The sequence below is a fragment of the Paenibacillus silviterrae genome (assembly GCF_030167925.1).
Classification (GTDB): Bacteria; Bacillota; Bacilli; order Paenibacillales; family NBRC-103111; genus Paenibacillus_G; species Paenibacillus_G silviterrae.
In genome coordinates this window covers 502,550-523,844 of record NZ_JASKUT010000002.1, presented here as the reverse complement: position 1 = coordinate 523,844, position 21,295 = coordinate 502,550, and the positions used below count along the sequence as shown (strand labels likewise).

Sequence of the window (21,295 nt, the reverse complement as noted above, 5' to 3'; positions counted from 1 at the left end):
TTCACCGCAGGCTGTATAGCGCCGGTTCCATTATTTAACATACGTCCTCACTCCTTCCCACGGCTTATCGACAACCGGTAAATCCAACGTTTTCTTCACATTGCCGTCCACATCGACGAACCCGAATTCCTGCTGCTTACGCTTCAGCTCGCGGTCGATTTCCATCACGGCAAGCTCGAGGGAATTCCGGTAGTTCATCCCGTCGACTACGGTGCGGTTCCAGGCATTCGTGATTTCCCGTGTTAGGAAATACCCTCCGGGCAGGTTCGGCATGTCCTTATACCAGCGCCACTGATCCAAGATGACGTTCGCGTCCTCCCGCTTCCATGGCAGCTTGGTGAATGCCTCGATGTTCGAGGTGTTCCAGCGGAACGAAATGCCGTTGAACGATTCCAAATCGGCGCCGTAGCGCTCCTGCACCTCGGCGGAATTCCACCATTTCATGAATTGCCACGCCTGATCCTTTTTGTTGGATGCCTTGAAAATCACGCCCGTCGTCTGACCGCCGCCGGCCCATCGGGTGATGTTTCCATCCGGCTGCTTGGTACCCGGCAATGGAGCGATACCCCAGCGTCCGCTAATTTCCGGCGCCGCTGCGGAGAGCTGAATGTACATATTGTAATCGGAAATTCCGATCGGCATCGTGCCTTTGCGGAAATGCTGGTAGAAGCTCGGCACCTCGCGCTCCATCGCATAAATATTGAACATGTCCGTCCACTGCCTGAAGGCTTGGAAGCCCTCCGGCGTATCCAGAACGGTCTTCATGCCGTCCTTGCTGAAGAAGTCATTGCGGTTCTGGAAGAAGAACATCATGAATTCCTTAGGATTGACGAAGAAATTCATATCGTTCTGCTGAAGATCCGGAAGCAGCGCATATACGTCCTCCCATGTGTTCGGAAGCTTCATATTAAGACGGTCCAGGATATCTTTCCGGTAGAACAGCACCTGGAACGACTGGGTTTCCGGCATCGCGTAGTAGCCCTTGTTGTAATAAAACGGAAGCCAAGACCCAGGACTGTAGCGCTTATAGATTTCATTGAAGTCCGGGAACTGGGACAAATCGTGAATGCTGTTTCTAATCGCATAGTCAACCGGAAGATCCTGAGACAGGCCGAGGGCGATATCCGGTTGAATGCCCGCTGCATTCGCCATGACGAGCAGCTGCGTATTCGGGAGAAGATTGACTCGTACCTTAATCCCCGTCTCCGGTGTAAACAATTCATCGGCAAGCTCCTGGAGCTGCGTAACGTAGTCTCTCCCGCGATGCACCCAAACGTTCAGCTCCGTGTCCTTCATCTCCGTTAATCTGTCCTTGGTTCGGAAGGTGTAGAAGAAATTAACAACGGCTCCTTTGATTTTGGCCGGCCATGACGCTGTCATTTTGGGAAGCTCTTTGTTCGCCGGAGCCAAATAAATTTCGTCCAGCTGCAAAGGCTGCTGCATCAAGACATCGATAAATTTGGCGACCTTCTCCTCCATCGAGGTGATAGTGCTTAAGTGATACGGAATGTCATCGACCTTCTGCAGCAGCTTCTCAAGATCAAGCGCCGAGGAAGCAAAGCCTTGGCTGATATTGTCCTGCCGGCCGTTCACTTGCTCGGTCAGCCCGGCGAGCTGAGTCAGCTGCTTCGCAGCCTCCTTCATGCGAGGAGTCAAGTCGGGCAGCTCCTTCTCCACTCTCCAGGTTCGGTTCTTGTCATCGGTTCCGCCGGTGAGGGAACGCAAATCCTGATCTACGGTATACAGAAGATCCAGCAGCTTCTCAATACCTAGAATAATCGGCTTATATGGAGCGTGAGTGACGGCCATGGAGAGCGTATGATTTCCCTTCTCCAGGTAGAGCTCATATGGAGTGCCGTCCTCCTGCTGCAAAATCGTCCCTTCCCAGCCTGTGCTGTAAGGGAAACGATACGTCAGGAATTCCTGGAACGGCACCTTTCCGTCAATGCGAATCGTCCGATAAGAGGCCTTCTGGGAAATCGTGTTCTGCAGCGTACGCATGGCCAGCTTATAGTGACCCGATTCCGGTACGTTCAGCGTCCAGGTCAGCTCCTGGTTCTGATTCCACCACCGCTTCCCTCCAATGGTATTAAAGGTGATGTTCCCCGTAGCCAACGGGAAGGTACGCATGTCCGTATCCGAAGCCATCTGGATGGAGGAATCGTTCTTGACAGCAGGCTCTTCCGCTTGGATCGTCAGTACATCGGCAGCTATCGGCTTGGCGCCCGGATACGCGGCCTTCACTTCAGCGTAGGTCTTGAGCTTCTTAGGCGGCGTCAGCTTAATGGACTCCAGCGCAACCGGCTCGTAGCCTTCGATCCGCAGGACGTGCGTCCCTTTTGTAAGAAACCACTGCAGCGGCTCCGCGTAGGCCCCGCCGGAATCTCGCAAGGAGGTCACCGTCCATCCGGAGATGTCCTCCGATCTCGGTCGAATATCATCGCCCCGGTCATCCTTCTTAATCGGCCTGACATCCTTCCACTGCCGGTACAATGTGATGGAAGAAGCTTCGCGGAACGGGCTCTTCCCGTCCAGCGACATATTCCACACGGCGGGACGCCTCAGACTTTTCCCTGTAATGGGACGATAAGAAACCTCCATCTCGTACAATCCATCGGCCGGAACGTCCAGCTTATATTCGACCCAGCCATTCCCCGTTCCGGTCCATTGCAGGGTATTCTGCTTTCCCTCATAGCTTCCCAGGGTGATATGGTCACTCATTGCTTGTATGACAGCTTTATTCGCTGCGGCAAGCTCGATAGTCCCCGTTGCCGGCTTAGCGCCCTTCTCCAGCCAGCCTTTCCATACATCCGCATAGTACGGCTCCGTGTCTTTCATTAATGAAGCACTGGTATTGGCGGCAGCCGGCGTTTCTCCTGCGGCATCGGCCTTAGGAAGAGCTCCCGGAAGCGCGCTGGTAAGAGCGAGCGCTACGATCAACGACGTTGAGAGTAAGCGTTTGCAGGTTTTCCACTTGGTCAACACGGGCATGGGTACTTTTCACTCCTTTCCCCCATAGATCTTAATCAAGCAAGCGCTCGCCGGTTTCATGATGAAAGAACAGCGCCTTAGACATGTCGAGAGCAACCTCGACTTTATCATCCTCATTGAAACGGTACCTCGGGTTCACACGTGCGACTAGCGCCTTATCCTTGCCGATGTCCAGATGCAGAAAGCGGTCGGCACCCATCAGCTCGTCGAGCTTAAAGACTCCCGGCACAATCGCTTTCGGAAACGCCTGGAACACAAGGGATTCCAAGCTGACATTCTCCGGTCGGATCCCCAAGATCACGGTACGGTTCACTTGTTTGTTTTTCGTAAGCGCTTGTGTTTTGCCTTCCGGAACTTCCAGTGCAAAGCGCGGCGTGTGGAATTCCAGCTTCCCGCCGGCCCCTTCTTGAATTCGGCCCTCGATGAAATTCATCGGCGGCGAACCGATAAAGCTGGCCACAAACGTGTTATTCGGCAAGGTATAAATCGTCTCCGGCGTATCCACCTGCTGAATCACGCCATCCTTCATGACGACGATGCGGTCTCCCATGGTCATCGCTTCAATCTGATCGTGCGTAACATAGATCATGGTAACTCCAAGCTTCTTATGCAGGCTGATGATCTCAGTGCGCATCTGCACCCGAAGCTTCGCATCCAGGTTCGAAAGCGGTTCATCCATCAGGAAAACCTGCGGATTTCGTACGATCGCCCGACCGAGCGCCACCCGCTGCCGCTGTCCCCCGGAGAGCTCTCTAGGCTTGCGCTCCAGATATTGCTCAATTTCGAGCACCCTCGAGGCCCGTTTCACCGCGAGATCGATCTCATGCTTCGGCAGCTTGCGTAAACGAAGTCCGAAGGCGATGTTTTCATATACCGACATGTTAGGATACAACGCATAATTCTGGAACACCATCGCAATATCCCGATCCTTCGGAGGCAGGTCGTTAACCAGCGTATCCCCGATATAGATCTCTCCCTCGGAGATATCCTCCAAGCCTGCGATCATGCGAAGCGTCGTCGATTTGCCGCAGCCGGACGGGCCGACGAAAACGAGGAACTCTTTGTCCTGAATTTCCAGATGGAAATCCTTTACGACCGGCGGCTTATCCTTCGCATACCGTTTATATAAGTGATTGATTAGAATCTTGGCCATTGCTATCGCCTCCGCGTACAATTTACACGATCTTACTATTATTGTAGCGTAAGGGATGTGAAGACGGTGTGAAGAAATTCCACATATCTAAAGCTTGAGTGCCAAGGATATTTTTGGAAAATGTTGTTCTATTACGCTGCAGTACCGTCTAAATATGCTTCCGTTTGGTTTGTGTCAACATAGCGTGACATTCTCTTGTAATCAAAAAAAGGATGCCTTATCATAATTTGGGAGTACTCGATTCCGGCCGGCCTAACGAGTCTCTCGTGCTGCACATTCCCTAATGAAAGGTGGAACAACCTGTGTCAAAGGCAAGAAGTGGTTTCCGATCCTGGCTTACTGCTGTACTGTTAGTCTCCTTCCTAATGCCTCCGCTTGGCATTTCCACGCCGACGGCGACCGCATCCGAGGAAACGAGGGTGAACCTTGCGCTAAACAAAAAAGTAGCGCAAAGCTCAGACTGCTCATGCGGTCGAGCCGTCCAAGCCGTTGACGGGGATCCTGCGACCTTCTGGCAGCCGCTCAGCGCGGACCGCAGCGATGGAACCGTATGGCTCACCGTAGATTTGGGCAATATGCTTACCGTTGACCTGGCGGAGCTTGATTTCCGAACCGGTGCCGTAAGCAGTTATTCGATCCACACATCGACTGACCAGCAGACATGGCAGGAAGCCGCAACCAAGAAGGTAACCGGTTCGATCTCAGGTAAAATCGAAACCATTCCTTTCCCAGCTACCACGGCGAGGTACGTAAGAGTTACGGTTGCCTTATCGAATACGAATTTTCAATTGAACGAATTTGCACTATATGATACGAACGGCAAGCCGATTCCAACGGTATTGGAAAGCGTCTATGTAGCTGACGCAGCAGGGGGAGCTATGAACGAGTACGACACCATCCGTCTTGCCAAAGGGGAGTCCTACCCGCTTCAGCTGGGCGGAAAACTGAGCAATGGCCAAGGGACTGACTTAGCGGAAGCGCAAATCACGTGGGAAAGCTCACAGCCCGGCGTTGCGGGAGTGGATCCGTCCGGTCTTGTAAACGCTTCCTCTGAAGGGGTGGCAAAAATTGTAGGCAAAGCCACACTGGATACTGTAACCAAAGAATCCAGCGTGTGGGTGGATGTGTATGATCCGGCCATTCTCATGGTCGATGTGCAGCTGGAGCATACGTTCATGACTCGGGAAATCGGCAAACCGGCTTTATTGCAAAACGGGGATGCCTACCCTTCTGTCAAGCTGCTGCCTTATGTTGACGGCACCGTGACGGCCGCCCTTTGGTCGAGCGCGGATCAAGTTGTTCTCCACCAGCTTGCTCCAACGAGCCTGCAGCAAGGAGCCGAGAAAGCACTTGTATTCCCAGGGCATATACAAACGGAGGGACCGTTCGAAATTCGATTGACCTTCCATTTTAACGGTAAAGCTCCGGTCTATGATACCTTTTACTTTACTGTTCGGAACCCGAATGAAATCGATCCTAATCAAAGCCAGATTGCCTTTATCGGGAAAAAAGGACACATGGAGTACCTTTCCGATTATCGCGGCAATCGCATTATCGATTTCTCCAACGCCGGTTACATGGGTGGAGGCGTCAAGCTTCCGGATGTGCAGGCAAGGGTTGTCATAGAACCGGGGGATGGCGATGATACTGCGCGGATTCAAGCTGCGATCGATCAGGTATCTCAAATGCCTCAATCGGCCGAAGGCTTCCGCGGCGCCGTATTATTGAAGAAAGGCACCTATGAGATCGAAGGCAGCCTTAAGGTCAATGCGAGCGGTGTAGTACTTCGGGGCGAGGGGCAAGAGGAAGACGAAACGGTCCTCTATGCCACAGGTACGACGAAGCGGGATCTGCTCCAAATTCGCGGAGAAGCGCCTAAGCTCCTTATGGATACCAGCGTTAGGGTGACGGACTTATTCGTACCGGCAGGGGCACGCTCCTTCCACGTAGAGGATGCAAGCGGCCTTGCGGTTGGGGATACGGTGAAGGTACGCCGCTACGGCAATGCCCGCTGGATACATGAGATCGACATGGATACGATCGTCGAAAGAGAAGGCACGCAGCAGTGGTCTCCTTTTAACCTGGATTTCGACCGTGTCATTACAGCAATTGAAGGTCATGTCGTAACCATCGACGCGCCTCTTGCGAACTCGATCGAGCAGCGCTGGGGCGGCGGTGCGGTCATTAAATACGAGGATCCCGACCGAATTGAACAGATTGGAATCGAGAAGCTGCGCGTCGTTTCCGCATTCGATCCGAGCGTGACTCTTACGAACGGCGGAAAACCGTATTATGCCGACGAGAATCATGCCGTAAGCTTCGCCGTCTTCTCCAACGTCAAGAACGCTTGGATGCGCGAAGTCACCGGTCTCCACCTGAATCATGCGCTGGCTCATGTCAGCCGGGGCTCCAAGTGGATTACCGTCCAAGACAATCGATCGCTCGATATGGTCAGTCAAATTACAGGCGAACGCCGCTATCCTTACAAAATGAGCGGAGAGCTGACGCTGATGCAGCGCAATTATGCGGAAACCGCAAGACACGCCTTTGTCGTCGACAGCCGCGTACAAGGCCCGAACGTTTTCCTCGACAGCACATCGATCACCGAATACGCGACAAGCGAGCCGCATCATCGCTGGTCCGTCGGCGGATTGTATGATCTTGTGAAATCGGACATCGCCGTTCAAGACAGGGGCAGGCTGGGAAGCGGCCACGGCTGGTCCGGAGCGAATTACGTCACATGGAACACGGAGGGCGATCTGGTGTCCCAGCAGCCTCCGACCGCTCAGAATTACGCTATCGGTCACATCGGTAACAAGCCGAAGCCGTATCTCCCCAGCGGGGAAGATCAAAGACCTCGGGCAGACGCTCATTGGGAGCACTATGGCATGCATGTATCCCCGGCGAGTCTATATCGTCAGCAGTTGACGGACCGTCTAGGCAGTGCAGCAGTGCAAAATATAGAACGGAGCCTGGTTGGCGGCGGAGGCCTCGACACAGCTGAGCTTCCGTCCGACCGGTTGCCTCTGCTCAAGGGGATAAAGGTAAACAACAAAGCATTGCCTGCATTTGCACCCCATGTTTTTGATTACACGATCACCGTCCCTGCCGGGAGCACCCATGTACCCGTAATCCGGCCGCACGATATGCGGGATGATGTAGAAGTAAGGGCTGCGTCTACACTCTTCGGCAAAACGGTTCTCATCGTTCAGGATAAGAAGAATGCTGAGAACTCAGTGCGGTACAACATCCGCTTCATAACACAATAATTTCGTCAAGAATGGGAAAGAGCCGGTTCACTTCGCAAAGTGCCGGCTCTTTTGTTACAGCGGAAACCGAAAGATATTCACTTCCTCATCTGTAAACCACGCAGAAAGTGATCAACGACTGCCATAGCTTCAGCTTGTGCCTTCGGTATGTCCGACTGATGGGCAGTCCACAACGCCGCCTCGTTTAACGCCCCGGAAAGGGAATGAGTCAATGCCTCAATGGACAGGCTTGGGAAGAAATGCTGCATGGAGGCGAGCTGCTCTTGAAGAAGCTTCATCGAATGCAGCTGGTCAAGGGTACGCCATTCCTCCCAGCCAAGCACGGCCGGGCCGTCAATCAACAAGGGTCGCTTGTTATTCGATTGTACCGCTGAAGCGATGAAGGCCCTGCAGCCAAGAAGAAGCTGCGCCCAAGGATCTTCGCTTTGCGAGGCCTCGTTTTCTATGTCGGCGGCGATCTCCTGCTGAATCTGCTGCAGCACGGCGACAAACAGCTTTTTCTTACTTCCGAAATGATGGTACAAAGCCCCCCGTGTCAGCTTGGCCTCCCGGGCGATTTCTTCTAATGACGTATCCGCAAAGCCAAGCCGGGTAAAGTGGGCGCGGCCAATGGCCAGCAATTGCTGAATGGTTTCGTTAGCCTCTTCTTTTGTTCGTTTCATAGCTCTATCTTCTCCGTGATGCTCACTTCGTTTCTTCGCTCCATATTTGCTCCGAATATTGCGTCCGGTAGGATTCGGAAGGAGGCATTATGGTGATGATATCCAGCAGCACACCGTTCGGGTCGCTTGTAATGAAGTGACGTTGTCCGAACTCTTCATCCCTAAGCGGCAAAAGCAGCGGCAGCTGCTCCTGCATGATGAACCGGTCATACCAATCATCGACATCGTTCACTTCAAAGTTAAGAATCAAGCCCTGTGTCAAGCCGCGGGATTGTGCTGGAATCGTCTCATGGAAGCCATCCAGCAAAGCAAGCTCATAAGTGATGTCATGTTCCGTTTTCCTCAAGCTAACATACCATTCCGATTCGAACACTGCTTCAAAACCAAAATAATGCTTGTAGAAATGCGCACTCTCCTCCACTTTGTCCGTCATGATGACGGGGTAAAAACTATTCACTCTCATAAAATGCCTCCTTTAAAATTGGCAACCAGTATTTACCTGTATTTTAACATACATACTGATTGTATGTAAATAAACAAAAAAAACAACCTGCCCTCTACATACAGGCAGGCTGTTCTTGGATTTACCATTCAGCTACGGTACCGTCCGCATTGCGCCACAGCGGATTTTTCCAGTCGTGACCGATACGGGCCATCTCGCGGACCTTCTCCTCGTTCACTTCAATTCCCAGTCCCGGTCCTTGAGGAATTTGAACAAAGCCGTTGTTGTAACCGAACACCTTCGGATCGCTCAAGTAATCAAGAAGGTCACTTCCCTGATTGTAATGAATTCCGAGGCTCTGCTCTTGTATAAACGCATTCGGCGAGCAGGCATCTACGTGCAGGCAGGCTGCCAATGCAATCGGACCGAGCGGACAGTGCGGAGCAAGTGCCACATCGTAAGCTTCCGCCATAGCTGCAATTTTGCGCGTCTCCATGATGCCGCCGGCATGGGATACATCCGGTTGTATAATATCTACAACCCCCTGCTGCAGCAGCTCCTTGAAGCCCCAGCGAGTGTACATCCGCTCGCCTGTAGCAATCGGCGCCGAGGTATACTTGGCGATTTCCTTCAATGCCTCATTGTTCTCCGGCAGCACCGGCTCCTCTATAAACATCGGACGGAACGGCTCCAGCTCCTTAACCAAAATCTTGGCCATCGCCTTGTGAACCCGACCATGGAAGTCAATGCCGATCCCAAAGGAAGGACCGCCTACCTCACGAACTGCAGCAATACGCTGCAGGACGGCATCCACCTTATCGAAGGTGTCGATGTAGTGAAGCTCCTCCGTACCGTTCATCTTCACCGCAGTGAAGCCCGCTTCGATCTGCTTCCGGGCCGCTTCCTTCACGTCGCTGGGACGATCCCCGCCAATCCAGTTATAAACCCGAATGCTGTCGCGGCACGCGCCGCCCATCAGATCATACACCGGAGCATTGTAGTATTTTCCTTTAATATCCCACAGCGCTTGTTCAATGCCGGACATCGCACTGGTTAATACCGGACCCCCCCGGTAAAATCCTCCCCGATACATCACCTGCCACAGGTCTTCAATCCGCATCGGATCTTGTCCGATCAGATAAGAGCTAAGCTCCTCGACGGCCGCGCGGACGGTATCCGCCCTTCCCTCGACAACAGGCTCTCCCCAACCGACAAGACCATCGTCTGTCGTCATTTTTAAGAACAACCATCTAGGCGGCACTTTAAAAAGCTCAATGGATTTAATTTTCATATAAAAATCCCTTCCTTTGCTTATGATGACGTTTTTCATTATACAACATAATTCGTATCTTTACATATCTTTTTTATTTTTTCATCTGCTCATCAACTTGACGCCTGAAATGGGCGGGTGTATGGCCGATCATTTTTTTGAACGTGCTGTGGAAGTGAGGCAAGCTATCGATACCGCATGCAAGGGCGATCTCGCTAATGCTATGCCGGGTGGTCTGCAGCAATTCGACCGCCTTCAATATTCGTTTGGTGTTTACGTATTCCGTGATCGTAAGTCCGGTACACCTCTTAAAGGTTCTGGACAGATGCGCCGGAGATACGCAATGGTTCGCCGCTAGCGCGGACAGGCTCAGATCATAACCCAAATGGTCGTCAATATGAGCCAGCACCTCCTTCATCCACTCGGGACCTAAAGAGAAAGAAGTGTCTTCCCTTTCACTCGAGCTTGCCCTGGTCATCAGCAATAATATTTGGGAAAGGTGGAGAAGAATTGCGTGGCGGTAGCCCGGAGAGCACTGCTGCTGCTCCTTGTTGATCCCATCAAGCTGCGTTTCCAACGTGCGGTTCTCATCGCTTGGCAAATGAAACTTGTAATTTTTATGCCTTTTCGCTTGCTCGAAACACTTCATTAGCGAAAAGGATTCCCCCGAATGCATCTGCGGTACGGTGACTGCGTTAAAAAACAAAGCCGTTGACGTCACTGGACAATCGGCATTGGGCAGTGCCCGATGAATGGTGTTCGCCGGAATCAGAAAACAGTCGCCCGCTTCCATGTCGTAAAAATATTGATCAATAAAAAATACGCCCGAGCCGGAATACACATACACAAGCTCGAACCAATCATGGATATGGTCGGGGAGCTCATTGTGGGGCAGCTTCGTATCCTTAAAAACCATAGCCATTTGAAAGCCTTGATGGGTTGGTATCCGCTGATGAAGAGGATTCATCCTAGCCCTCCTCCTTTATATTATTTTCATTATTGTTAAGATACGAACTTATAGAACCGATTTGCAACCAATATTTACCCGATTACATCAGAACCATCTATGTTATCATCTCAATCTTGACGAAAGTGAAGGATTGTTATATGCTCATAGAAATTTTACATGGATTGTTTGAAGATAGAAAGAGGTAACGATCTGTATGGCAGGCAATGAAATCAGCGATAAAAAAGGAAGCAAGCTAAGCATCCTGCAAACCTTGCGGAAGCACGGCAATGTGTCAAGAATCGATCTGACCAGACTGACCGGCCTTAGCCGAGCGACTGTGTCTGTCTCGATTGCAGAGCTGATCGAGAGCAAGCTGGTCCGGGAAACCACCGACCGTATGACAACCAAAGGCAGACCCGCCACGTATTTGGAGCTGGTGCCCTATGCTGGTACGATCATCGGAGCGGACTATGACAACTCGCGATGGACGCTATGCGCATTCGACTTAAGCGGAAATATCATCAAGACGGCTTCCATTCCCGCCGCTTTACCGTCAGCCGAGGATGTGCTTCACTCCCTTCTCATTCAATTGAAACCGTTTATCGGCAGTCTGGAGCAGCCCCCTATCCCGATTCTTGGTCTTGGTGTACCCGGATTAGTCGATTCCGATTACCAAACCATTCGGAGTGCGCCGGAGCTCGGCTGGTATCATATCGATGTCGGCGGCATCGTCCGGAAGGAGCTCGGCTGGACCTCCGTGACGATAAATCGTCACCGCGCCCGCGGGTTAGCGGAATGCCGTTACGGCTCAGGACAAGACTACCATCATCAAATTTATTTGGGAGTAGGTTCCGGGATTGCAGCCGGGATTTACATTGACCGTCAGCTCATGTCCGGTTCCACCGGAGGTGCCGGCGAGCTTGGTCACACGACGATCTTGCCGGATGGCCCCCTGTGTCACTGCGGCAATCACGGATGCCTGCAAGTGCTGTCCAGCGCGCCGACCATCGAGCAGCAATTCCGCAAACGTATCCGGCAAGGCGAAGCAAGCGTTTTACAAAATAAAGAAGACTTTGACTTGCAGATGATGAGGGCCGAAAATATCGGCACAGCGGCCGATCAAGGAGACGAGCTCTCCGGAGCAATCATCAAGCAAGCAGCTTCATATCTTGGTATCGCCATGGCGAATCTTGTCAACCTTTTCAATCCGGAGGCTATTATTTTGGGCGGCCGTATGCCCCATGCAAGCAAGCTGTTCGTGGACACAGCGGCATCCGTCATGCGCCAGCGTGCCAGCAGCTCGCTTGGAGCCGTTACGGCCGTGAAAGTTAATGCGCTGCATGATATCGGCGGACCGCTCGGAGCGGCCAATTTCGCCTTCGATCAAAAAGCTCATATTTCCTTGTTCCAGTAAAAAAATCGGGCTCCAGCGATTTGTATAGAATCGCGGAGCCCGTTACTATGATGACGGAATAAGTGCTTAATCTCGAGTGATTTTTACCATATTCATGTTTTGATCCCATTCTACCTTCGCATCAAGGTTCTCGGAAACGAAGCGTACGGGAACGAATGTCGAACCTTCCACCAAGATCGCCGCTTTCTCCAAAGTACGGGACGAGCCGTTCACAGTAGCCTCGGTACTGTCAATCGTGAGCACAATCACCTTCCCGGTAAGCGGGTCCGTAATCGTCACTTGCTTGGCCGCGTCATTCCAGCTGACATCAGCGTCCAGCTGTTCGCTGACAAAGCGGAGCGGCACCATCACTGTGCCTTGATCGTTGTAAGGCTTCGTGGAAGCGGCACTGAAAGATGAGTCGTCCATCAGCATGTTGATTTCCTTTTTCGTGATTTTCAGATCGTTTTTCAGCAGCTGGTAAACGGTAGACTTCGGATCGAGGGACGCCAGAAGCTTGCTTGCGTTCACGTCACCCATCGACTGGCTGATATCCACAACGCCGTCCTTCGTATCTATCGTATGAAGTGTCACCGGTTGATTGATATTCCAGCGCTCCTCCGCCATGGTTACCTTGATCTGCTTCACTCCGCTTTTATCTTCCTCCGGCATCGTCAGCAGCAGCTCCGTATTCGATTTACGGATCTGCTGTTTACCGTCCGCGTAGAGATCAACCTTCAGCACCTGTTTATCATTCAGTGCTTCACTCAGCTTCTTGCCGCTTTCGGATTCGCGGAATTGCTCGAACGAAGCATCGAAATCCTTCATTACCTTTTTGAGCTGCTCGCTGATCATTGTGTAGACAAACTCTACTGCAAGCGTTTTGTTTTTCAGAAACGGCAGCATCATTTCAACCTGCGAGCTGCCATCGCCTGTGAGCTCTTCCTCCTCCGCTTGCTTGGCTATTTCCTCGATCATCGGGGCATAGATGTCATAAAAGACGCCGATGATTTCTTTCAGAGCCTTCTCGTCGGACAGCAGATTCGTTACGAAGCCTTTGAACAAATCAATCAGCTCATGACCATAAATTTCAGCGTGAATATTGTTCAGCATCAAGCTTTCTCCCTGAATCGTCTGGGCCGCTTCCTGAACGGAAATCGTCTTCGGATTCGGAGCTGCGCCGAGAAGAGCGGCGACCAATTTCGGTGCGGATTCAACAGCCCTTAGCTGCATCTGCTCCATTTGCTCGATCATCACCTTCTGAAGCTTCTCTCCCGATTCTTTCATGGCGTCCATGTTGTTCTTGATCAAGATCGGCTTCTTGGCGCCTTCAAACCAGAGAAGGAATTCCTGCTGGCTTTTCATCGTCAATTGAAACGGAATGCTGCCCTTCTTATATTCAAAATTTCCCTTCACGGACACTTCCAAAGGTGATTTCGCCTTAACCTCCGTCATATTCAGCTTCATCGTGCCGAATAAATCCATGAACAGCTGCTGATCCGCTGGAATGCTGTCTGAAGGATCCGGCGTTATCTCCAGCGCAATCAACTGCTTGCCCTCCATCGATTTGACCGAAGCATTATTTGCAATGATCTGGGCTACGTCTATTTTGCCTACCGGCTGACAGCCTGCGATCAGTAGCATTCCTGCCAGCGCACCGCCCATCACGGGGGTCCAACGTTTTTTTCTCATGTTCCATTTCCACTCCCTATGTATGATTGAAGCAACAATATGGCTTCTTACGTCCTTGGACGCATTTGGTTTCCAAAGCTTATCTTTATACTTATACGCTGTTCGCTTTGCAAATCCTTTAAAAGGGATAGAAAATAAGCGAAATCGTCAGCAGGCGGGTGCGCGGCAAGGCAGATACGTAGTCAAAAAGGGGCATTCGCGGGCTGTAACAATGAACAAGCAGAGCCACGAACACTACCCTTTAAGCTCCCCGCCCAGCCCGGCCTCTCTCGCCAACAAAATCGCTTGTGCGCGATCGGCGACCTGAAGCTTATTCAGGATGTTCGACACATGATTGCGCACGGTCTTCAGTGTCAAGCTCAGCTTCCTCGCGATCTCCGCATTGTCCGAGCCGCGGGCGAGCCACTCCAGAACCTCGCGCTCCCTCTCTGTCAGCATCGGAAGCAGCGGATGCGCGGCGGCGGTTTTACCCATTATGCTGTCAAAGTAAAACATCATCTTTCGCGCGATGGAGGAGCTGAAGATCGCTTCTCCGCTGCTGACAACCGAGATCGCGCGGACGATCTCCTGCTTCCGGGCGCCTTTAAGCATGTAGCCGCGGGCCCCCGCCCGCATCGCCGAAAAAACCGAAGCATCATCATCGAACATCGTCAGAATCAGGATGCCGATATGCGGGCTGGTGCGAATGATGTCCCGCGTCGCCTCGATGCCGTTCTTCCCCGGCATGCTAATGTCCATAAGCACGATGTCCGGCTGCTGCTCTTCGGCGAGGCGGACCGCCTCTTCCCCGTCGGAAGCTTCGCCCGCAATTTCGAACTCCGCCACCGTGCTAAGCGAGGAGACGAGCCCTTCCCGAAACATCGGATGATCATCCGCCAATAAGATGCGTGTCTTCTCCATAAACAGCCCCTCCCTCCCTTCTCTCCTCCCGCGGGAGGAGTACGACAATTTCCGTTCCTTCCCCGTCCTCCGATCGGATCGTACAGCTTCCCCCCAGCTCCTCCGCCCGTTCCTTCATCGAATGGACACCTACGCCTGCCCGATCCTTCAGCCCACTCCATCCTCGGCCGTTATCGCGAATTTGCAGCCGCAAAGCCTGCGGCTCAGCTGCGATTCGGATCGTACAGACAGTGGCTCCAGCATGTCGAACCACGTTAGTTAACGCCTCCTGCACAATGCGATAGACAGCCACCTCAACTGCGGCTGAGAGCAGGAGCTCACGCTCCGCTCCATCGAGCACGATCCGCAGGCTGCCGCTCTCATACTGCTGCGCCAGCTCCTGCAGTGCAAAAGCGAGGCCGAACTCGTCGAGGGCCGGAGGACGCAGCGCGTACACGAGCCGCCGAATGTCGGCGATCGAAGCCCGCAGCTGCTGTTGGGCCGCCTCGACGGATTGCTTCGCCCGCTCGGGCTGCGTCTCGTGCTGCTGCACCGCCTCCTCGAGCCGCAGCAGTACGCCGGCAAGACCGGAACCGAGCCCGTCGTGCAGATCCCGTCGCAGGCGGCGTCGCTCCTCCTCGCGGGCGGTAACGAGCCGCTCCCGCGACCGGTGCAGCTCCCGCGTCAGGCGAACCGCCTGTACAGCGATGCTCACTTGGCCGACCAGGTCGCCCAGCACACGGCGCTTCCCCGGCGGCAGCGTCTCCTCGAACCGCTCTACGCCAAGCACCAGCTGTCCTGCAGCCTCGCCTTGCAGCTCGAGCGGAATCATCGTGCAGCCGTTTCCTGACGGATGTCCGTACGCGGCGAGCAGAACCGGCCCCTCGCCGGTGTGCAACTCGATCGCTGCATACGGGAGCCTCAACGCCTGTGCTGTCTGGTTCACGACCGTTTGCAGCAAGGAGCTATGCGTGAAGGCTCCCTCTAGCCGCTGTGTCAGATCCGACAAAATGCGGTAAGGGTCGTCTTTCTCCCCATAGACAAGATGATTCACTTCCTTTTGTATCCGCTCCCGCAGGGGATGGAACATCACAGCGACCAATCCGGTAGCCAGCAAAGCTACGATCATATGCACCTTGCCCTGCAGCAATACGCCTAAGGCGCCGACCAGCATAACGTATACCAGCAGACTCAAGCTGCTGAGTACGATATAGACAAGCGTCCGGTTGAAAGCAACGGAGAGAGGTCTAAGACGCGTTTCGAGCACCGTAATCCCGATAGAAAAGGGCAGTACGAGAAGACCTATGTATAGTAAGGTTATCGTAGTCATACTAAGCAGGCCATGGCTGACGAAGATCTCCAGCATACCGAATATGCCGGCTATCGAATAACCTCCGAAGCCGAGGAAGAACCAGACGATTTGACGGCGCTGCTCTGTCGTCGCCCCGTGCCGGTAACGGTAGCCCTGCGCCACAAAAACCAAACCGTGCATAACCAGCATATATGCATTTTTCATCAACGGCCCCCAGCTCACGGTATTCAACAGCGTCAACGAGGGAAACCATAAGGTGATCGCCATCACGATGAGCCAAACCACCGCAGGGACCACCGTCCACCGAGGGAAGAAGCGCCCGTTCGGAAACAAGAACAGAAAGAACAAATACATCGAGCCGAAGCCGTTCAAAAGCAGAAACATGTTCATGAGGACCGGGGCATCTGCAAATAAGGAATCATCCGTGCTGAAGATCGTGCCTGTTACAACGAGCAGCATGGACGCAATCACCGAGTAATAATCCCGCCAGCCGTATCGATAAACGAGAAAACCGACCATCCATGAGGATAGGTTCTGGATGGCCAAAAGAACGACGATGAAACCGCCGTACAGTCCTGCCGGCAAACCGAGAGACGCAAGCTGTTCCAGCTGAATCGCGTTTAACTGAAGAAAGCTGCTGCATACGTTACCTTCACATGGCTCGGAATATACACTTACACCGCGGATATGGCTGTAGAACGAAACCATGATGGACATCCCCGCCGCAATCCACCATAGGATATGAATCAAAATGCGCACTGCCAATTCCTTTTCCCCCCAGGCTCGAGGACTATTTCTACAAGTATAGCATGCTCCCGATCCCGATGGTTCAGGAATGTTGGCGCCTGAAGAAGTTCCCGGCCTGGTCGGGAATCCTGCCCTTGTATCCGGGACGGACGGGAAGCTACAATAACGTCCGTTGAGAATATCGCATATCGTCAAAAGGAGTGTGGAGCCCTTGATCTCAGTACCTAACGCTTATTTTCGTTTTAGCGGCTGGATGCTGCTGCTTTCCGGCTTGATCATTACCGTGGTCCAATTTATTCATCTCGAGGATGTGCCCGCCAGTGTGGCGGAATTGTCGTATTTCGTCCCAACGGCGGTGTGGACCCATGTGGCGCTGTTCATTGCCGTCACCATGCTGTTGATGGGACTGCCCGGACTCTACTTGCGCCAGTCGAAGGGACTGAGATGGTGGGGCTGGCTTAGTTTTGTTATGATATTTATCGTATTTATGTTCGATACAACCCATGCGGTACTGCAAATCTACCAATACCCTGTACTGTTCGACAACATCACGACCGAGGAACAGTTAAAGGCAACCTCCGACCTCGTGATGAAAATCCAAATGAGCGAAGGCTGGCCGGGCTACTACATGATGAAATTGCTGTTCCCCGTCATGCTTATAGCACTCCCGCTTATGGGAATTGCCATGCTTCGGGCCCGCATTCTCTCCAAATGGCCTGCGATCGTTCATTTACTGCTCTTCGCCCTGCTGATTGTACCTACCGAGTCCATGATGAAATTCGTCTTCCCGTTATCTTTTCTGATCTACGCATGGTACGGCTGGATTCTTGCCTTTGAGAGCGGAGCGGCCGCTAAACCGGCGGCCCAAGAAGCCGTCACTACCGCAGTATAAAGCATCCGGAAGAAGCCCTTCTACCTACGAGGCAGTAAGGGCTTCTTTACTCAACCCGGGGCTAGGGCTGCGTCCCCAGCTCATCCGGCCGATGCCAGTCAATCTCTCCTCGAGGTCCTGCGGCATATTCGTCCAATGTCATCATCTGCTGCACGATCAGCTTGCCCATCATAAACCCCTTTACCTTATCAAGATCATTTTATTATAGCTCCATCAACTTCGCCGGATTTCTTCTCGATTGCGTTTTGTTTATAATGATCGATAGTAGATGAGAGATCAGGAAGCCGGAAGGAGAGAAAGCATTTTGACACTTCAGCAATTGCGGTACGTGATCGAGGTGGCCAAGCAAGGCTCGATCAATGAGGCAGCCAAACGGTTATTTATTGCTCAGCCCAGTCTCTCCAATGCGATTCGAGATCTGGAGGAAGAACTTCAAATCGTTATTTTTGAAAGATCGAACAAGGGAATTCGGCTTTCTCAGGAGGGGGTTGAATTCCTGAGCTATGCCCGCCAGGTGATAGAGCAAGCGGAATTGCTTGAAGCACGCTATCTGGGCACTCAGCCTTCCAGGCAGCATTTTTCCGTTTCGACGCAGCACTATGCCTTCGCCGTGAACGCTTTCGTCCGGCTGGTGCAACAGTATGGGCAGGAGGAATATGAGCTTGCCTTACGCGAAACCAAGACCTACGAGATTATCGAGGATGTCAAGAGCATGCGGAGCGAAATCGGCATTCTGTACTTGAATGAGTTTAACCGAAAGGTCATCCACAAGCTGCTAAAAGAAGCCCGGTTACAGTTTACCGGTCTGTTTACAGCCAAGCCCCATATTTTTATCAGCAGCAAAAATCCGCTGGCCAAGCAGCCCATCGTAACGATCGAGCAGCTTCAGCCATACCCTTATTTGTCCTTTGATCAAGGGGAATATAACTCCTTTCACTTCGCCGAAGAAATACTGAGCACCATGACCCGGCCGAAGAGCATTCGTGTAAATGATCGCGCCACCCTCTTCAATCTGTTGATCGGTTTAAACGGATATACGATTTCGACTGGCGTATTAAGCGCAGATTTGAACGGCAACGAAATTGTCCCTGTGCCCTTAGATCTGGAAGAATCCATTAATGTCGGCTGGATTTCGCATCAAGACCTTTCTCTTTCCAAGCTCGGACTAGCCTATGTGCAGGCACTTCAGCATTTTGTGTCTTAACGGGCTTGCCTGTCGCCGTCGTTATAGTCTAAAGCTATAACCAAGTATAGGGAATGGGAGTTACCGCATAACTGGGAAAACGTGTTATCTTTCTTGTAAACAATTTGCGCAACCCAAAAAACTCAGAGCAAAGGGTGTTTACAAGATGGTACAAAGCAGTGTATTAGGTTACCCCCGTATCGGTACGGACCGGGAATGGAAAAAAGCGTTAGAAGCGTTCTGGTCAGGCAAGCTGGGGGAATCTGAGCTTCACCTTCAGCTTCGGAAGCTTCGTTTAGCCCACCTTCAGAAGCAGCAGGACAAAGGAATTACTTATATTCCCGTCAATGATTTCAGCTACTACGACCACGTGCTCGATACAGCGGCTATGTTCGGTTTGGTTCCGAAACGGTTCCCTTATGGGGGCGGCGTTGTTCCTCTTTCCGTTTATTACGGCATGGCTCGCGGGACCAAGGAAGCCACCGCTTGCGAAATGACGAAGTGGTTCAACACCAACTACCACTACATCGTCCCTGAGCTTGGCGGAATGACTCCCGTGCTCACCGAGAATAAGCCGCTGCAAGCGTATCGGGAAGCCAAGGAGCAATTGGGCATAGACGGCAAGCCGGTCATTCTCGGACCGTTAACCTTCCTGAAGCTGTCCAAGGGCTACGTCCCAGCTGAGCTGGACGCTTGGCTCGCCAAGCTGCTTCCGCTCTATGTCCAGGTGCTGCAGGAGCTTTCTCGAGAAGGCGTCAGCTGGGTACAGCTCGACGAGCCGATTCTGGTAACGAACCCCGATGAAGACGACCTCCGGCGGCTCAAGACCGTGTATGAGTCATTTGCCTCCTCTGTTCCGGGCCTGCGCATCATGCTGCAAACTTATTTCGAGGCTGCCGAAGCTTACCGCGAGCTCATCAGCCTGCCTGTTGCCGGGATCGGTCTTGACTTTGTCCACGGCCTCGCGGGCAATGTATCTTCCCTGCGGACATTCGGCTTTCCGGCCGATAAGGTGCTGGGAGCCGGGGTTATTGACGGCAAGGGGATCTGGAAAGCAGAGCTGCAAGAGAAGCTAGCTCTGCTTAACGAAATCGGCGCCTATGTTTCTCCGGAACGGCTCATCATCCAAAGCTCCTGCAGCCTGCTGCATGTACCGGTCACGGTGAAGCAGGAAACCAAGCTGACGCCCGAATTACTGGAAGCTCTCTCCTTTGCAGAGGAGAAGCTGGAGGAAATTGTGCTGCTGGCGAAGGCCGTTTCAAGCGGGACGGAAGCCGTAGCCGCCGAACTCGAGCGGCACGACCGCGGTGTGCAAACGCTGAAGCGGTCTCCCGAACGCAGCCGAACGGAGATGAAGCAAGCGATCTCGGAGATCAGCCTTGGTCCCTTAGACCGTAACCGTCCCTTTGCTGCCAGACATGCCGCTCAGCAGCGTAAGTGGCGGCTTCCGCTGCTTCCGACGACGACGATTGGCAGCTTCCCTCAGTCGGCTGAGGTGCGAAAAGCCCGTCAGCTTTGGCGTAAGGGAGATTGGACCGATAAGCAATATACCGATTATATCCGGGAGCAGATCGCCTACTGGATTGGGCTGCAGGAAGACATTGGGCTTGACGTGCTAGTACACGGTGAATTCGAGCGGACCGATATGGTTGAATTTTTCGGAGAAAAGCTGGCCGGGTTTGCCTTTACTCAGAACGGTTGGGTGCAATCGTACGGCTCGAGGTGTGTAAAGCCTCCGATCATTTATGGGGACGTTGCCTTTACGGAACCCATGACGGTCGCTGAAACCACATTTGCCCAATCATTGACGGCACGCCCCGTAAAGGGGATGCTCACCGGGCCGATCACCGTAATGAACTGGTCCTTCGTTCGTGACGATATCCCTCGGGAGCAAATAGCCTATCAGCTGGCTTATGCCCTTCGGCAAGAGGTGGAGGCGCTGGAGAAAGCGGGTATCGGCATGATTCAAGTGGATGAGCCGGCCCTGCGGGAGGGGCTTCCGCTGAAGCGGGAAGAACAAGCCGCTTATCTGTCTTGGGCTGTCAGAGCCTTTCGTATGACTACCTGTTCGGTACGGGACACTACGCAAATTCACACGCATATGTGCTATTGCGAATTCCATGACATGATTCCGTCCATTGAAGCTATGGATGCCGACGTTATCTCCATTGAAACCTCGCGCAGTCACGGAGAGCTTATTCACAGCTTTGAGAGCGATACGTATAAGCTGGGTATCGGGCTAGGAGTGTATGACATTCACAGCCCTCGTGTCCCCTCGGTCAAGGAAATGACCGGCATGATCGACCGTGCCTTGCGTGTGCTGGATCCTCAGCTGTTCTGGATCAATCCGGACTGCGGGCTTAAGACACGAGGCTTGGAGGAAACGGCGGCCTCCTTGCGAAATATGGTGGAGGCAACTAGACATGCCCGCGCCAGGCATCCGGTCGTCATCTGATTTGAC

At 52.8% G+C, this 21,295-nt stretch carries 14 protein-coding genes; 5 read left to right on the top strand and 9 right to left on the bottom strand.

What is annotated here, in order from left to right:
- Positions 1 to 30 precede the first annotated feature (30 nt).
- On the bottom strand, positions 31 to 2,991 hold the full coding sequence (locus QMO62_RS25880) for an extracellular solute-binding protein (protein ID WP_372516738.1): 2,961 nt from the start codon (positions 2,989 to 2,991) through the stop codon (positions 31 to 33).
- Between the two features lie 31 nt (positions 2,992 to 3,022).
- Positions 3,023 to 4,144, bottom strand: a complete 1,122-nt coding sequence (locus QMO62_RS25875; protein WP_284645389.1) for an ABC transporter ATP-binding protein — start codon at positions 4,142 to 4,144, stop codon at positions 3,023 to 3,025.
- A gap of 302 nt (positions 4,145 to 4,446) precedes the next feature.
- On the opposite strand from QMO62_RS25875, the gene QMO62_RS25870 reads away from it, so the two are divergent.
- The gene (locus QMO62_RS25870; RefSeq protein WP_284645388.1) at positions 4,447 to 7,413 is read left to right on the top strand and encodes a discoidin domain-containing protein; all 2,967 of its coding nucleotides are present in this window, start codon (positions 4,447 to 4,449) and stop codon (positions 7,411 to 7,413) included.
- Between the two features lie 77 nt (positions 7,414 to 7,490).
- On the opposite strand, the gene QMO62_RS25865 is transcribed toward QMO62_RS25870, so the two are convergent.
- From QMO62_RS25865 to QMO62_RS25850, 4 genes are all read right to left on the bottom strand, one after another.
- Positions 7,491 to 8,075, bottom strand: a complete 585-nt coding sequence (locus tag QMO62_RS25865; protein WP_284645387.1) for a TetR/AcrR family transcriptional regulator — start codon at positions 8,073 to 8,075, stop codon at positions 7,491 to 7,493.
- 22 nt (positions 8,076 to 8,097) lie between these two features.
- A complete protein-coding gene (locus QMO62_RS25860; protein ID WP_284645386.1) occupies positions 8,098 to 8,538 on the bottom strand; it encodes a VOC family protein in 441 nt (146 codons plus the stop codon).
- A gap of 121 nt (positions 8,539 to 8,659) precedes the next feature.
- Entirely contained in the window at positions 8,660 to 9,808 is a 1,149-nt protein-coding gene (dgoD, locus tag QMO62_RS25855) for a galactonate dehydratase (protein ID WP_284645385.1), read from the bottom strand.
- Positions 9,809 to 9,881: 73 nt separating this feature from the next.
- Positions 9,882 to 10,754: an AraC family transcriptional regulator gene (locus QMO62_RS25850; RefSeq protein WP_284645384.1), complete on the bottom strand. Its 873-nt coding sequence runs from the start codon at positions 10,752 to 10,754 to the stop codon at positions 9,882 to 9,884.
- Positions 10,755 to 10,950: 196 nt separating this feature from the next.
- Here QMO62_RS25850 and QMO62_RS25845 point away from each other — a divergent pair, with 196 nt between their 5' ends.
- The gene (locus tag QMO62_RS25845) at positions 10,951 to 12,150 is read left to right on the top strand and encodes an ROK family transcriptional regulator (RefSeq protein WP_284645383.1); all 1,200 of its coding nucleotides are present in this window, start codon (positions 10,951 to 10,953) and stop codon (positions 12,148 to 12,150) included.
- Positions 12,151 to 12,216: 66 nt separating this feature from the next.
- Here QMO62_RS25845 and QMO62_RS25840 read toward each other — a convergent pair whose 3' ends face one another.
- From QMO62_RS25840 to QMO62_RS25830, 3 genes are all read right to left on the bottom strand, one after another.
- The gene (locus QMO62_RS25840; protein WP_284645382.1) at positions 12,217 to 13,821 is read right to left on the bottom strand and encodes a copper amine oxidase N-terminal domain-containing protein; all 1,605 of its coding nucleotides are present in this window, start codon (positions 13,819 to 13,821) and stop codon (positions 12,217 to 12,219) included.
- A 234-nt stretch (positions 13,822 to 14,055) separates the two neighbouring features.
- Positions 14,056 to 14,721: a response regulator transcription factor gene (locus QMO62_RS25835; protein WP_284645381.1), complete on the bottom strand. Its 666-nt coding sequence runs from the start codon at positions 14,719 to 14,721 to the stop codon at positions 14,056 to 14,058.
- Positions 14,690 to 16,771, bottom strand: coding sequence for a sensor histidine kinase (locus QMO62_RS25830; RefSeq protein WP_284646679.1), 2,082 nt, complete (start codon positions 16,769 to 16,771; stop codon positions 14,690 to 14,692). The genes QMO62_RS25835 and QMO62_RS25830 overlap by 32 nt, the downstream gene beginning before the upstream one ends.
- A 199-nt stretch (positions 16,772 to 16,970) precedes the next feature.
- Here QMO62_RS25830 and QMO62_RS25825 point away from each other — a divergent pair, with 199 nt between their 5' ends.
- The 3 genes from QMO62_RS25825 to metE all read left to right on the top strand — a co-directional run bounded on the left by QMO62_RS25825 (position 16,971) and on the right by metE (position 21,289).
- Positions 16,971 to 17,651, top strand: a complete 681-nt coding sequence (locus QMO62_RS25825) for a hypothetical protein (protein WP_284645380.1) — start codon at positions 16,971 to 16,973, stop codon at positions 17,649 to 17,651.
- 304 nt (positions 17,652 to 17,955) lie between these two features.
- Complete coding sequence (locus QMO62_RS25820; protein ID WP_284645379.1) at positions 17,956 to 18,855, top strand: LysR family transcriptional regulator; 900 nt, start codon at positions 17,956 to 17,958, stop codon at positions 18,853 to 18,855.
- Between the two features lie 145 nt (positions 18,856 to 19,000).
- Positions 19,001 to 21,289, top strand: coding sequence for a 5-methyltetrahydropteroyltriglutamate--homocysteine S-methyltransferase (gene metE, locus QMO62_RS25815; RefSeq protein WP_284645378.1), 2,289 nt, complete (start codon positions 19,001 to 19,003; stop codon positions 21,287 to 21,289).
- Positions 21,290 to 21,295 lie beyond the last annotated feature (6 nt).